Origin of the sequence: Pseudomonas sp. W2Jun17 (assembly GCF_023127795.1) — a bacterium.
GTDB classification, from domain to species: domain Bacteria; phylum Pseudomonadota; class Gammaproteobacteria; order Pseudomonadales; family Pseudomonadaceae; genus Aquipseudomonas; species Aquipseudomonas synxantha_A.
Window position 1 is genome coordinate 88,034 of sequence record NZ_SPKO01000033.1, and the last position, 14,169, is coordinate 102,202.

The 14,169-nt window shown below is 60.1% G+C and carries 13 protein-coding genes; 8 read left to right on the plus strand and 5 right to left on the minus strand.

From position 1 onward, the window contains the following. Nucleotides 1-79 precede the first annotated feature (79 nt). Complete coding sequence (locus E4O98_RS20435) at nt 80-1,021, plus strand: alpha/beta hydrolase (RefSeq protein WP_032881182.1); 942 nt, start codon at nt 80-82, stop codon at nt 1,019-1,021. 40 nt (nt 1,022-1,061) lie between these two features. Here E4O98_RS20435 and E4O98_RS20440 read toward each other — a convergent pair whose 3' ends face one another. Beyond that, nucleotides 1,062-1,814, minus strand: coding sequence for a DUF2059 domain-containing protein (locus E4O98_RS20440; RefSeq protein WP_148853829.1), 753 nt, complete (start codon nt 1,812-1,814; stop codon nt 1,062-1,064). Between the two features lie 132 nt (nt 1,815-1,946). Here E4O98_RS20440 and E4O98_RS20445 point away from each other — a divergent pair, with 132 nt between their 5' ends. After that, nucleotides 1,947-2,579, plus strand: a complete 633-nt coding sequence (locus tag E4O98_RS20445) for a 2OG-Fe(II) oxygenase (protein WP_248136227.1) — start codon at nt 1,947-1,949, stop codon at nt 2,577-2,579. A 133-nt stretch (nt 2,580-2,712) separates the two neighbouring features. Here the strand turns inward: E4O98_RS20445 and E4O98_RS20450 are convergent, their stop codons facing one another. Then, nucleotides 2,713-3,207, minus strand: coding sequence for a transporter substrate-binding domain-containing protein (locus E4O98_RS20450; protein WP_248127939.1), 495 nt, complete (start codon nt 3,205-3,207; stop codon nt 2,713-2,715). A gap of 134 nt (nt 3,208-3,341) precedes the next feature. On the opposite strand from E4O98_RS20450, the gene E4O98_RS20455 reads away from it, so the two are divergent. Next, a complete protein-coding gene (locus tag E4O98_RS20455) occupies nt 3,342-3,782 on the plus strand; it encodes a DUF4399 domain-containing protein (protein WP_248136120.1) in 441 nt (146 codons plus the stop codon). Nucleotides 3,783-3,846: 64 nt separating this feature from the next. On the opposite strand, the gene serA is transcribed toward E4O98_RS20455, so the two are convergent. Next, nucleotides 3,847-5,076, minus strand: a complete 1,230-nt coding sequence (serA, locus tag E4O98_RS20460) for a phosphoglycerate dehydrogenase (RefSeq protein ID WP_005792342.1) — start codon at nt 5,074-5,076, stop codon at nt 3,847-3,849. A gap of 205 nt (nt 5,077-5,281) precedes the next feature. Here serA and E4O98_RS20465 point away from each other — a divergent pair, with 205 nt between their 5' ends. From E4O98_RS20465 to E4O98_RS20480, 4 genes are all read left to right on the plus strand, one after another. Next, nucleotides 5,282-6,676 (plus strand): FAD-binding oxidoreductase, encoded by a 1,395-nt coding sequence (locus tag E4O98_RS20465; protein ID WP_005792341.1) that lies wholly within the window; start codon nt 5,282-5,284, stop codon nt 6,674-6,676. A 22-nt stretch (nt 6,677-6,698) separates the two neighbouring features. Beyond that, nucleotides 6,699-7,364, plus strand: coding sequence for a fumarylacetoacetate hydrolase family protein (locus E4O98_RS20470; protein ID WP_032878871.1), 666 nt, complete (start codon nt 6,699-6,701; stop codon nt 7,362-7,364). 250 nt (nt 7,365-7,614) lie between these two features. Further along, nucleotides 7,615-8,538, plus strand: a complete 924-nt coding sequence (locus tag E4O98_RS20475) for an SdiA-regulated domain-containing protein (protein ID WP_248136122.1) — start codon at nt 7,615-7,617, stop codon at nt 8,536-8,538. 121 nt (nt 8,539-8,659) lie between these two features. After that, nucleotides 8,660-9,568, plus strand: a complete 909-nt coding sequence (locus tag E4O98_RS20480; RefSeq protein ID WP_032878873.1) for an SdiA-regulated domain-containing protein — start codon at nt 8,660-8,662, stop codon at nt 9,566-9,568. Here E4O98_RS20480 and E4O98_RS20485 read toward each other — a convergent pair whose 3' ends face one another. Both E4O98_RS20485 and rpiA read right to left on the minus strand, forming a co-directional pair. Next, a complete protein-coding gene (locus tag E4O98_RS20485) occupies nt 9,569-11,515 on the minus strand; it encodes an autotransporter domain-containing protein (protein WP_248136125.1) in 1,947 nt (648 codons plus the stop codon). It lies immediately after the preceding gene. Between the two features lie 317 nt (nt 11,516-11,832). Then, nucleotides 11,833-12,504 carry a ribose-5-phosphate isomerase RpiA gene (gene rpiA / locus E4O98_RS20490; RefSeq protein ID WP_032878877.1) on the minus strand — a complete coding sequence of 224 codons (672 nt, stop codon included), beginning with the start codon at nt 12,502-12,504 and terminating at the stop codon, nt 11,833-11,835. A gap of 138 nt (nt 12,505-12,642) precedes the next feature. Here rpiA and ilvA point away from each other — a divergent pair, with 138 nt between their 5' ends. Beyond that, complete coding sequence (gene ilvA, locus E4O98_RS20495; protein ID WP_032878878.1) at nt 12,643-14,157, plus strand: threonine ammonia-lyase, biosynthetic; 1,515 nt, start codon at nt 12,643-12,645, stop codon at nt 14,155-14,157. Nucleotides 14,158-14,169: the final 12 nt, after the last annotated feature.

The window sequence follows — 14,169 nt, forward strand, 5'->3', positions numbered from 1 at the left end:
CGCGTAGCTTGCCATGCTTGTCCTGACAGATGAATATCGCAGCTCGATATTCATCTTCACCGCCAGTCTGGAAGCCTTTATGCCCGTCACCTTTGACCCTGATCATCTGCGCGAAAGCTTGCGGCCCCTGGTGGACGCGCAACCGCTTAGCGCCGAGGCAAGGGTCTATCAACGTTTCTATGGGCTTGACCTGGCCGCTCGCAAGGTGCCGGCGGTGAGCCGGTTGGGGCGCCTGGAAGTGGACGGGTTTGAAGTGGTGGCCCAGGTATGGTGGCCGCCTGCGCCGGTGGCAACGATGTTCATGTTCCACGGTTTCTACGACCACATGGGGTTGTACCGCCATGTGGTGGATTGGGCGCTGGACCAGGGCTTTGTGGTGATCGCCTGCGACTTGCCGGGCCACGGCTTGTCCAGCGGCCCGCGCGCCAGCATCGATGAGTTTGCGGTGTACCAGAGCGTGGTGCAGGCGTTGTTCGCTGAGGCCAAGGCGCTGCAATTGCCGCAACCCTGGCACCTGTTCGGGCAAAGCACCGGCGGCGCCATTGTGGTGGATCACTTGCTCAACCACGGCGCCGACAGCCCGGCCCAGGGCAAGACCTTCCTGCTCTCACCGCTGGTGCGGCCGCGTGCCTGGGGATGGTCGCAGGTCAGCTATTACCTGCTGCGCCCGTTCGTCAAAGGCATCGCCCGACGCTTCAGCGATAACTCCAACGACCCTGCGTTCAAACCGTTCCTTGAAGCCGACCCACTGCAGCCGCGCCAATTGCCCACCGCTTGGGTAGGGGCGCTGGCGCGCTGGATCAAACGCATCGAAGCCGCACCCCGCAGCCCACGGCGGCCGGTGATCGTGCAGGGTGAGGAAGATATGACGGTGGATTGGCAACACAATTTGCAGGTGCTGCGCGGCAAGTTCGACCGGCCCGAGGTGTTGATGCTGCCGCGGGGCAGGCATCACCTGGCCAATGAGATTCCAGAGATTCGTAATGAGTACTTCAAGTACCTCACCGATCACCTGAACTAACGCATTTTAAATGTGGGAGGGGGCTTGCCCCCTCCCACAATTACTGCGTCAGGCTTGAGGTGCTCTGGCCGACAGCCAGCCCTGCGCGAATGGCTGCCAGGGCCGCCTGGTAATACGCCTTACCTTCCGGCGATTCGGCAAACGTAGCGAACTCTTCCAGCTCCGGGTCGGACAAATCCCGGTAGACGTACAACAGCGTGTTGTTCAGGTCCTTGTCGATTTGTTGCATCAACCGTTCGCGCTGCCCATTCAACATACCCTGGGCCTGACCGCCGCCAAGCAAACCGGGGATCATCTGGCTCAAGCTGTCGGCCGCTACACCGGCAATCGCCAGGCTGACTTCTGCACCGGCCTCGCGCGCGGGCAGGGCCTGGGCCAGATGGCCGATGATCAGGCTGCGGGTGGCGTCGGCCTGGATTTTCGGCAGGCCCTGAGCGTTTTTCGCCAACTGGTCGCGGCGCGTGGCCAGCAATTCTGCGGCGACGATCTTGCGGCCCAGGGGCGATTGGAAGAACGCCAGGGCCGGTTTCGGGTTGGCCAGGTGCTTGCGCAGTTGCGCCTCGGCACGCTGATCCATGGCTTGGGCGCCAAAGCGCTTATTACTGTTGTCCACCAGCGCCTGGTACACCGCCGGCGGCAGGCTATTGCGGTAGCGTTGCTGGGCGGCACTGAGGGCGTCATTGAAATGCGCACGTTGTTCGGCCCAGCCGGCAACCTTGTACAACTGGTCATGGCCGTCTGCCCAGGCGGGCAAAACGCAGAACATCAACACGGTAAAAAACAAACGACGCATATGGACTCCTGTCAGTCGGCCACTATTGTCCGTGTCGGGCGTAGGATTTGTCGAGAAGTCCTATCAGACAGCTGATTTAAAGTGCATTCGGGCGCTCGACGGCGCTGTCGGATTCTCAGGCGTATGGATACTATGCGCGCCATGCAAATATCCCTCGATGACCCGCTGCTGCAACGTATCGTTGACGACTTGGCCGAAAAAGGCTGGTCGCAGCAGAATGGCTTCCTGCCCCAGGCTCTGACCCTGGAACTGGCGGCTGAGTGCCATAAACGTGCGGACGAAGGTGAGCTGGCACCGGCGGCAGTCGGGCGCGGGCCGGCCCAGGAGATTCGCGAGGGTATTCGCGGTGATCATATTCAGTGGCTGGAAGAGGGCGACGCGGCGGTTTGCGACACCTATATGGCCGTCATGGACAGCCTGCGCCTGGCAATGAACCGCAGCCTGTTCCTTGGGCTGGAAGATTTCGAAAGCCACTTCGCGATGTACCCACCCGGTGCGTTTTACCTCAAGCATGTGGACCGCTTTCGTGACGACGACCGGCGCATGGTCTCGGCGGTGATCTACTTGAACGACGCCTGGCTGCCCGAGCATGGCGGCCAGTTGCGCATGTACCTCAAGGGCGGCGTCGAATATGACGTGGTGCCCACCGGCGGCTGCCTGGTGGTGTTTTTGTCGGGCGAGGTGCCCCACGAGGTACTGCCGGCCACGCGCGAACGCCTGTCCCTGACCGGCTGGTTTCGCCGGCGGGGCAACGAGCCGTTTTAGGCAGGCAAAGGATTCTAAAGTCTTGCCTTGGACAAAATGTGGGAGGGGGCTTGCTCCCGATAGCGGTGGCTCAGTCAACAGATGCCGTGACTGGCACTCAGTAATCGGGAGCAAGCCCCCTCCCACATTTGACCTACTGTGTCTTGACTATCGGTGTTTGGCTTTCAAACCACTTCTGCGCCAGCGCCTTCAAGCGGCCATCCGCTTTCACCCGCTCCAGCGCCTTGTCCAGGCTGCTCTTGAACGCGGGGTTGCCCTTCTGAAACGGGATCACCAGTTCAGGTTTGTCGTTATAAGCGGCGCTGAAATCGAAACGATCCTTCAGCTCGGCAGTCATAGCGATATGGTTGATTGCCACATCGTACTTGCCGGTCGCCACGCCGTTCATCAGGTCGGCATCATCGGTGGTGATAAACGAGGAGCGTACGTCCATTTCTTTCGCCAGTTGCTCACCCAGTTCCACTTCAAAGCCGGTGAGCTTGTCGCCTTCCTTGAAATTGAACGGCGGGGTGTTGGCTTCCAGGGCTATACGCAGTTCGCCGCGATCATTGACGTCATCGATCAGCTCGGCATGGGCCAATGGGCTCAGAAGGGCAAGCAACAGTAACAGGCCAGGCGAAAAGCGCATGGTCACTCCTAGAGAATTCGAATGGACGAGGCGCTGTTCAGCATCGTTTTGCTATGGTGTTGGGTGCCTTGGACCGCAATTTATCGCGAAGTTGTCATAACCCTACAGATTTCACTGAAAAACTGGAGAAGCGAATGAAAGCCCTTTTGTCCCGTGCAACCCTGGCGTCCCTGCTGCTGGGTGCTTCGATGTTGGCCAGCGCTGCCGACCAGCCGCGCACACCGGCTCCTGCTGGTGCTGAAGTGTTCATTGTCTCGCCCAAAGACGGCGCTACTGTCGACAAAACCTTCACCGTCAAATTTGGCATCAAGGGCCTGGACCTGGAGCCGATCGACAAACAGGTACCGGGCGCCGGCCATCATCACCTGCTGGTAGATCAGGAAGTGGGGGCGCTCAACGCAAACGAAGCGATCCCGGCCACCGCTACCTCGATTCACTTCGGCAAGGCGCAAACCGAGACCGAGCTGACCCTCACGCCAGGCAAGCACACCTTGCAACTGGTGGCTGGCGACAACGTGCATCGCCAGTTCGAGCCTACGGTAGCCTCGAAAGTCATCACGGTTAACGTCAAGTAAGATTTGTTCAGATGCAAAAAAGGGAGCCCCGAGGGGCTCCCTTTTTCGTGGTGCGGTTGAAACCTTAGAACAACACGCGGCTACGGATAGTGCCGTTGATGTGCTGCAGCTTCTCTTGCGCCAGGTCCGAGTACTCGGCGTCGACGTCGATGACCACGTAGCCGACCTTCTCGTTGGTCTGCAGGAACTGACCGGAGATGTTGATGCCGTTTTCCGCGAAGACCTTGTTGATCTCCATCATCACGCCCGGGATGTTCTGGTGGATGTGCAGCAGGCGGTGCTTGCCCGGGTGAGCCGGCAGGGCCACTTCCGGGAAGTTGACCGACGATACCGAGGTACCGTTGTCGCTGTACTTGACCAGTTTTTCCGAGACTTCCAGGCCGATATTGGCTTGGGCTTCAGCAGTGGAGCCGCCGATGTGCGGGGTCAGGATCACGTTGTCCAGGCCACGCAGCGGGCTTTCGAAGATGTCGTCGTTGGAGCGTGGCTCCACCGGGAACACGTCGATGGCGGCGCCGATCAGGTGCTTGTCCTTGATCGCGTCGGCCAGGGCATCGAGCTTGACCACAGTGCCGCGAGCGGCGTTGATCAGGATCCCGCCTTTCTTGATCGCGCGGATTTCCTTCTCGCCGATCATCCACTGAGTCTCGGCGGTTTCCGGAACGTGCAGCGTGACGATATCGGACATGCCCAGCAGTTCGGTCAGGCTGGCGACTTGAGTCGCGTTGCCCAATGGCAGCTTGGTCAGGGTGTCATAGAAGAACACCTGCATACCCAGGCCTTCGGCCAGCACCGACAGTTGAGTGCCGATCGAGCCGTAACCGACGATACCCAGCTTCTTGCCGCGGATCTCGAAGGAGTTGGCCGCGCTTTTGATCCAGCCGCCACGGTGGCAGGAGGCGTTCTTCTCTGGGATACCGCGCAGCAGCAGGATGGCCTCGGCCAATACCAGCTCCGCTACGGAACGGGTGTTGGAGTACGGGGCGTTGAACACCGCGATACCGCGTTCGCGCGCTGCGTTGAGGTCAACCTGGTTGGTGCCGATGCAGAAACAACCGACCGCCACGAGTTTCTTGGCGTGGTCGAAGATCTCTTCGGTCAGCTGAGTGCGGGAGCGAATGCCGATAAAGTGCGCGTCGGCGATCTTTTCCTTGAGCTGGGCTTCCGGCAGAGAACTGGTGATGTACTCAATGCTGGTGTACCCGGCGGCTTTCAGAACGTCGACAGCCGATGGGTGGACGCCTTCCAGAAGAAGGAACTTGATCTTGCTCTTATCGAGAGAAGTCTTGCTCATCTGCGTAAACCTGTATCCCGGAGAAAATTGGCAGGGAGTCGAGCAGCGCAAGCTGACCCGGACGGCAGGAAAGCCGTCACCGCAGAAACGCCCTTTGGGTCTGTCCTGCGGGGGCGGTATGCTAGCATACGCACCCCGCTAAACACCTATTCCTGCGACGTGAAGCGTTCTCAGGATGACCATGAATTGTTCGAGAGTTCTGTCGATGACCCATCCTGCCCTGATTGATGAGCTAAAGACCCTGGTTGAGCCCGGCAAAGTGCTGACCGATGCCGACTCCCTGGAGGCTTACGGCAAGGATTGGACCAAGCACTTCGCCCCCGCGCCCAGCGCTATCGTGTTTCCCAAGACCACCGAGCAGGTGCAGGCCATCGTCCGTTGGGCCAACGAGCACAAGGTAGCACTGGTGCCGTCCGGTGGGCGCACCGGCCTGTCGGCAGCGGCAGTCGCGGCCAATGGCGAAGTGGTGGTGTCGTTCGACTATATGAACCAGATCCTCGACGTGAACCTCACCGATCGCACCGCCGTGTGCCAGCCGGGCGTGGTCACCAAGCAATTGCAGAACGTCGCTGAAGAAAACGGCCTGTACTATCCGGTGGATTTTGCCTCGTCCGGTTCCAGCCAGATTGGCGGTAATATCGGCACCAATGCCGGCGGGATCAAGGTGATTCGCTACGGCATGACCCGCAATTGGGTGGCCGGCATGAAAGTCGTTACCGGCAAGGGCGATGTGCTGGAACTGAACCGCGACCTGATCAAAAACGCCACCGGCTACGACATGCGCCAGCTGTTTATCGGCGCTGAGGGCACCCTGGGGTTTGTGGTCGAAGCCACCATGCGCCTGGACCGTGCCCCGAAAAACCTCACCGCCATGGTACTCGGCACCACCGACTTCGACTCGATCATGCCGGTGCTGCACGCGTTCCAGAGCAAGCTGGACCTGACCGCTTTCGAATTTTTCTCCGACAAGGCCCTGGCTAAAGTCCTCGGCCGTGGCGATGTGCCGGCGCCATTCGAAACCGAGTGCCCGTTCTACGCGCTGCTGGAATTCGAAGCCACCACTGAAGAAGTCGCCAACCATGCTCTGGAAACGTTCGAGCATTGCGTCGAGCAGGGCTGGGTACTGGACGGTGTGATGAGCCAGAGTGAAACCCAGTTGCACAACCTGTGGAAGCTGCGCGAGTACATCTCCGAGACCATCTCCCACTGGACACCGTACAAGAACGATATTTCGGTCACCGTCTCCAAAGTGCCTGCATTCTTGAGCGAAATTGATGCGATCGTCGGCGAACACTACCCGGATTTCGAAATCGTCTGGTTCGGTCATATCGGTGACGGTAACCTGCACTTGAACATCCTCAAGCCCGAAAACCTGAGCAAGGACGAGTTCTTCGCCAAGTGTGCCACCGTGAACAAGTGGGTGTTCGAAACCGTCGCCAAGTACAACGGCTCGATTTCCGCCGAACACGGTGTGGGCATGACCAAGCGTGATTACCTGACCTACAGCCGCTCGCCGGTTGAAATCGAGTACATGAAAGCTGTGAAGGCCGTGTTCGACCCGAACGGGATCATGAACCCTGGCAAAATCTTCGCGGTTTAACCGCACCTGAAGGAGTCGTTCCATGAGCTACCAGCACAAGTATGTCGACGGCACCAACATCCACTTCCCTGTGGGCAAACTGGTGTGCATCGGGCGTAACTACGTCGAACACGCCAAGGAGCTGGATAACCCGGTGCCCACCGAGCCTTTGCTGTTCATCAAGCCCGGTAGCTGCGTGGTGCCGTTGGAAGGTGGTTTTGCGATTCCCACCGAACGTGGTTCGGTGCATTACGAGGTGGAAATCGCGGTGTTGATCGGCAAGCCGTTGTCGAACAAGCCAAACCGCGAAGAAGTCCTCGACGCCATCTCCGGCTTCGCCCCGGCGCTGGACCTGACCCTGCGCGACAAACAGGCCGAGCTGAAATCCAAGGGCCTACCGTGGGAAATCGCCAAGTGCTTCGACGGCGCGGCGGTGCTTGCCCCCTTCGTCGTCAGCAGTACCTTTGCGGACGTGACCGACATCGGCATACGCCTGACCATCAACGGCGAAGTGCGCCAGGATGGCAACAGCGCGCAGATGCTCAACCCGATCGTGCCTATGATCCAGCACATGGCGGGCTGCTTCTCCCTGCAGGCGGGTGATGTGATTCTCACCGGCACTCCGGCAGGCGTAGGCCCGTTGAATGTGGGGGATGAGCTGGTGTTGGAGCTGGCGGGTGTGAACCGTTTCGAAAGCGTCGTGCGCTAAGTAACGGCCAAACTGTGGGAGGGGGCTTGCTCCCGATAGCGGTGGGTCAGCTACAAATAAGCTGGCAGACAGACCGCAATCGGGAGCAAGTCGAATCGTCGCACCGCCCCTCCCACATTGGTTTTGTGTATATCCCAAGTATGGGCTTTTGCATTTTTTTCACACGCCATCCGGATAATCCCAGCCTCTTGCGCGCAGGCCGTTGAATCCTGTGCTATCCCATACAGCTGACTTTCCGGAAAAGCGCTCAATGGCCGTGCCTCTACCCACTTCGAAAACCTCGCTTCGCTCGCGCTTGTCCATGCGCTGGTATTCCTGGGTATTCTTGGCCGGTGCCATTCTGTATGGCGTGGCCTGGGCCATGCACTGGGATGATCGCGGTGTGCTGTGGGTGCTGGAGCGCTTCGAGAGCCCGGTTGAACGCCAGGAGAGTGTTTGGCTCCCGGACTATCAGGCGGTCATCGACGCCAAGCCGCTGCCCGGTATGGAGAAGGATGAGGCTTCCGACCTGTCCTACAACCCCCAGACCAAAACCCTGTTTTCCGTCATGGGCAAAAACCCGTTTCTCGTGGAGCTGAGCCTGCAAGGCGACGTATTGCGCAAGATGCCGCTCAATGGCTGGAACAATCCTGAGGGCGTGACGGTGATGGAAAACGGCTCGATGGCCGTGGTAGATGAACGCGATCACACCGTGACCGTGGTAAAGGTGGACGCCGGCACCACGGCGCTGAACAAAGCTGATTTCCCAAGCCATGACCTGGGCCCCTCCAAAGACCAGAACAAAGCCTTTGAAGCGATCGCGTGGGACAAGCGCAATCAGCAGCTTGTACTGGGCGAAGAGCGGCCGCCGGCCTTGTTCACGTGGAAGAGCGATGGCAACACGCTGACCGGCGACAAGCAAAAGCTGGCCAGCACCGAACTGGATGTGCGCAACCTTTCGGCCTTGTCCATTGACCCGCGCACTGGGCACTTGCTGGTGCTGTCGGCCGATTCCCACCTGTTGCTGGAACTGGACGAAACAGGCGAGCAAGTCAGCTTCATGACCTTGCTCGGTGGCTTCAACGGCCTGAAAGACACCATCCCGCGCGCCGAAGGGGTGACCCTGGATGAGAGCGGCAACCTGTACATGGTCAGTGAACCCAACTTGTTCTATCGTTTTGAAAAGCAAAAATAACTGACGAATTACGTCAGACTTTTCTTTATAAACGGCATTCGCCAGACAGTTCGGCGCGTTTAAGTTTAAATTCAGGCGACCTTGATATCTATTCGCCAGTTTTTTCACTGAGCCCGCCCCGATGCGTCGACTTGCCCGCCCCAAACCTGCTGTTTTCATCTTGCTGTTGCTTGCCCTGGTTGCCGCCGGGGTCGTTGCGCAGCAGTTTCGTCTGTTCGAGCGTGCCTGGTTCAACTGGCAGGTGTGGCGCCAGCCTGCCGATGAGCGCGCCATTGGCCTGGCAGATTACCGCGTGACCCTGGAAGGCCAGGTGATCGAAGGGCTCGACGATGATGTCTCGGCCCTCACCTACGATCCGGTGCGCAAAAGCCTGTTTACCGTCACCAATAAAAACGCCGAGCTGGTGGAGCTGTCCCTGGAGGGCAAGATCCTGCGGCGCATTCCACTGGTGGGGTTTGGCGATGCAGAGGCTGTGGAGTTTATCAGTGACAACATTTACGTCATCAGCGATGAGCGCCAGCAGCGGCTGATCAAGGTGCATGTGGACGACGACACAACCTTCCTCGACGCCGCCGACGCGGAGCAGATGACCCTCGGCGTACATATCGGCAGCAACAAGGGGTTCGAGGGCCTGGCCTATGATTCGGTGGGCAAGCGTCTGTTCGTCGCCAAGGAGCGCGACCCGATGCTGATCTATGAAGTGCATGGCTTCCCGCATTTCAAGGCGGAAAAAACCTACTCGGTGCACGTGATCAACAACCCCAAGCGCGATGCCGGACTGTTTGTGCGCGACCTGTCGAGCCTGCAATACGACGAGCGCAGCGGCCATCTGCTGGCGCTGTCGGATGAATCGTTCCTGGTTTTGGAGCTGGACATCGACGGTCGCCCCTTAAGCAGTTTGTCGTTGCTTAAAGGGCGCCATGGCCTGAGCAAGCGCGTGCCTCAGGCCGAAGGGATTGCCATGGATGACGAGGGCACGCTGTATATGGTCAGCGAGCCGAACCTGTTTTACGTGTTCAAAAAAACCTGATCAGAACATCCATTGCACGCCCAGCGTATAGCCGGTCTGGCTGCCTTCGGCATGACCCAGGCGGCCATTGACCTCGGCATACACCCCCAACTGCGGGGTGATCGCCAATTGGCTGCCGATTTGTGCGCGACCAAAGCTCTTGTCTGCTGAGCCGAGCCGAGCGGTGCGCGCCTGGCCATCGGCGCGGGCTGTCAGTTGCAGGTCATCCAAGCGGCCATCGGCCATTTCCTTGACCCAGGCGATGTCTGCATACGGCATCAGGCTCAGGCTGTAGGGCAGGGCGACAGCGCCACGCACGCGCCAGCCGAGGCTGGCTTGCAGGGAGTCGAAAGACTGCTCTTCATACTGCAGGGCGGTGCGCAGGTTCTGTTTTTCGTGGAACGTGTCGATGCGGTAGTGGCTGTAGTCCAGGCCGGCGAAAGGCCCGCTCTTGAGCGCACCGAAGTCAAAGTCGTAGCCGCCCAGCACCCGCGCGCCCAACGCCAGGGCATCAGTCTCGCCCGTCAGTTGCTGATTGAGCAGGATCGGCCCGCCATTGGCCTGGATGATCAGGTTGCGTTTGGAATCGAAACGCGTGTGGCCGATGCTCAGGTCACCGGCCAGCCAGCTTGGCCCGCCATCATTGAGCAGCGCGTACACGGCTGCCTGCCAGGTGTCGCTGTCCAGTTTGCCGCGATGCTCCAGTTTGTCGCGCCCGTTGAGGTAGCTCAGGCTGGCACCGATATTCAGGCTTGGGGTCAGCTGATAATCGCCAAGGGCATGCAGGCCCAGGCGTCGGGCTTCGGGGTTGGGGGCCGTGTCGAAACCGCTGTCCGGGCTGTACTCGCCGTCCACGCCGATCTCGCCATCAAAGCTGCCCACCTCGCGGCTGGCGGCCTGCAGGGTCAGCCAGCGGCGATCGTGCAGGCGCACCATGGCTTGATGCTGACGTTGCAGGTTGTCCTGCATGTTGCGTGCGACGGCACCGCCGGACGCCGTCGAGGCCATCAGGTCGGCGTTGGTCAGTTCCAGCACCAGGCGGCTGAGCAAGCGTGAATAGTCACGCAGGCGCTGGTCGATGCGCGCCTGGCCGAAGGCGTCGGTGAGTACGCCTTTGTTGTCTTCGCTCGGGTCGTGCCAGGTCGAGCCGCCTGGGATTTTCGGGTTGTCGGTCTGGGTATAACCGTCCAGATCGCCCAGTTCCCAGTTGGTGGCTTCTACATAAAGGATCGGGATATTCAGCGGCTCGAAAGGTTCACCATCACTGCAGCAGCCTGTGCCTTTGGGGTATTGCGGGTCCAGGCCGGGGTTGGTGAATAGCGGGATATTCAACTCCTTGGCGATCTGAAACGTGTGCTCGCGCAATGACGCCAGGGCCGGGTTGTCGGTGCTGTTCTGGCCGGCGTGGGCATACATCATGTCGCCGGTGATCAGGCTGTCGAGATTGATCATCGCAAGCATATTGGCGCGCTGGCTGGCGCTCAGCGAGTCAACAAAGGCCCGGGAGCCGCGCAAACCTTCTTCTTCCGCGCCGAATCCGACGATTTGCAGGCCATTTTCCAATGACAGGCCGCCGAGGTTCTTCGCCACCTCGGTCAGCACGCTGGCACCGGAGCCATTGTCATCCAGGCCTTGCAGGGTCGGGCGGCCGAAGTAGGTGTCGAAATGCGCGCCAATCACCACGTACTGCGGCTTGGTGCCGGCGGCGTAGGCCACCACGTTTTGCGAAGCACGGCTGCCGCTGCTCCAGGTGAAGTCCTGGCGGCTGATGGAATAGGCCGCGCCCATCTGGCTCTGCATCCAATCAGCAGCGCCGGCAAAATTGGCCGTGCCGCGATAACGACCGGGGTAGTCATTGATCAGTTTTTCCAGGGTGGTGTTGGCGTGCTGGCCGTACTCGTAAGCTTGGGCTTGCGCGGACAGCAGGGCACCGGCAACGCTGATGGCGAGGGCTAGGGGCTTTATCACAAGGTCTTCCTTGAGGTGATGGGAATGTTCAAAGCCCAGACCCTTTGCACAATGCGCGCCTCATTCCGTGGGCGGCTGCAAATTGGCGCATTGTTAAACGCGTGGGTCGCGTGGCTGTAATTTGTATCCGATTGGATACCAGGCGGGGCAGGGGATGCCGTGACAGAGCGCACGGTTTTGGAGGGGAGTGCTGCAAATGTGGGAGGGGGCTTGCTCCCGATTGGGTGTATCAGTACCAGATATTCTGACTGACACACTGCTATCGGGAGCAAGTCGAATCGTCGCACCGCCCCTCCCACATTGGAGTTGTGGTGTTGTTAAGCCTTGAGGGTTTTCACGCCTTCCGGGGTACCCAGCAGCAGCACATCCGCCGGGCGTGCGGCGAACAGGCCGTTGGTGACCACACCGACGATGGCATTGATCTGCGTCTCCAGCTCCACCGGATTGGTGATCTGCATATTGAACACATCAATGATGATGTTGCCGTTGTCGGTCAATACACCTTCGCGGTACACCGGGTCGCCGCCCAGTTTCACCAGTTCGCGGGCTACGTGGCTGCGAGCCATTGGGATGACTTCCACCGGCAGCGGGAACGCGCCGAGCACAGGCACCAGCTTGCTCGCGTCGGCGATGCAGATAAAGGTCTTGGCCACGGCCGCGACGATTTTCTCGCGGGTCAGGGCCGCGCCGCCGCCCTTGATCAGGTTCAGGTGTTCGTCGCTTTCATCGGCGCCGTCCACGTAGAACTCCAGGTCGCTCACGGTGTTGAGCTCGTACACCGGAATGCCATGGCCTTTAAGGCGTGCAGCGGTGGCTTCGGAACTCGCCACGGCGCCGTCGAACGCGCCCTTGTGCTGGGCCAGCGCGTCGATAAAGCAGTTGGCAGTGGAGCCGGTGCCGACACCGACGATGCTCTTGTCGTCGAGTTTGGGAAGGATTAAATCGACGGCGGCCTGGGCCACTGCCTGTTTGAGTTGATCCTGGGTCATGCGGGCTCCGGAACGGGCGGGGAGTTATCGAGGGGCGCGAGTATAACCCAACAAAACCTCCGGATTCGTGTGGTCGCCCGCCCAAACGCTGGGTTAGACTCCTTGGCCCTGCCCAACTCGTGAAGTAGATGCCTGCCGATGCTTGAAGACTACGTCAAAAAGATCCTCACCTCGCGCGTGTATGACATCGCCGTGGAAACTCCCTTGCAGACTGCCCGCCAGCTCTCCGAGCGGTTGGGCAACAAGGTCTGGCTCAAGCGCGAAGACTTGCAGCCGGTGTTCTCGTTCAAGATTCGCGGCGCCTATAACAAGCTGACCCAATTGAGCAGCGAGGAACGCGCCCGTGGCGTGGTCACGGCATCGGCGGGCAACCATGCCCAGGGCCTGGCCCTGGCGGCCAAGGTGCTGGGGGTCAAGGCCACCATCGTGATGCCCAAGACCACCCCGGAGATCAAGGTCGAAGGCGTGCGCTCGCGGGGCGGCAAAGTGGTGCTGCACGGTGATTCCTTCCCGGAAGCCCTGGCCTATTCGCTCAAGCTGGTCGACGAAAAAGGCTACGTCTACATTCACCCTTACGATGATCCACACACCATTGCCGGGCAGGGCACCGTGGCGATGGAAATCCTGCGCCAGCACCCGGGGCCGCTGGACGCGATTTTCGTACCGGTGGGCGGCGGCGGGCTGATCGCCGGTATTGCGGCGTATGTGAAATACCTGCGTCCGGAAATCAAGATCATCGGCGTCGAGCCGGACGACTCCAACTGCCTGCAAGCCGCCATGGCGGCAGGCGAGCGCGTGGTGCTGCCGACCGTGGGAATCTTTGCCGATGGCGTGGCGGTGGCGCAGATCGGTCAACACACCTTCGACATCTGCAAGGATCATGTGGATGAAGTGATCACCGTCAGCACCGATGAAATCTGCGCGGCGATCAAGGATATCTACGACGACACGCGCTCCATCACCGAGCCGGCAGGCGCGTTGGGCGTGGCCGGGATCAAGAAGTACGTCGAGACTCGCGGCGTCAGCGGCCAGACCTTTGTCGCCATCGACTCTGGCGCCAACGTCAACTTCGATCGCCTGCGCCATGTGGCCGAGCGTGCCGAGCTGGGTGAAGGCCGCGAAGCCATCATCGCGGTAACCATCCCCGAGCAGCCGGGCAGTTTCAAGGCGTTCTGCGAGGCCGTGGGCAAGCGCCAGATCACCGAATTCAATTACCGCTACCACTCTGGCAGCGAAGCGCACATCTTCGTCGGCGTGCAGACCCACCCGGAAAACGATCCGCGCAGCGCACTGATCGCCAGCCTGACCAGCCAGGGTTTCCCCGTGCTGGACCTGACCGAAAACGAACTGGCCAAGTTGCACATTCGCCATATGGTGGGCGGCCATGCGGCCAAAGTCAGCGATGAGGTGGTGTTTCGCTTCGAATTTCCGGAGCGTCCGGGCGCCTTGTTCAACTTCTTGCACAAGCTGGGCGGGCGCTGGAACATTTCGATGTTCCACTATCGCAACCACGGTGCAGCGGACGGGCGTGTGGTCGCCGGGCTGCAGGTGCCGGCGGACGAGCGCCACCTGGTGCCGGCAGCCCTGGCTGAAATCGGCTACCCGTACTGGGATGAAAGCGAAAACCCGGCCTACCAGTTGTTCCTCGGTTGAGCGACTACGCTG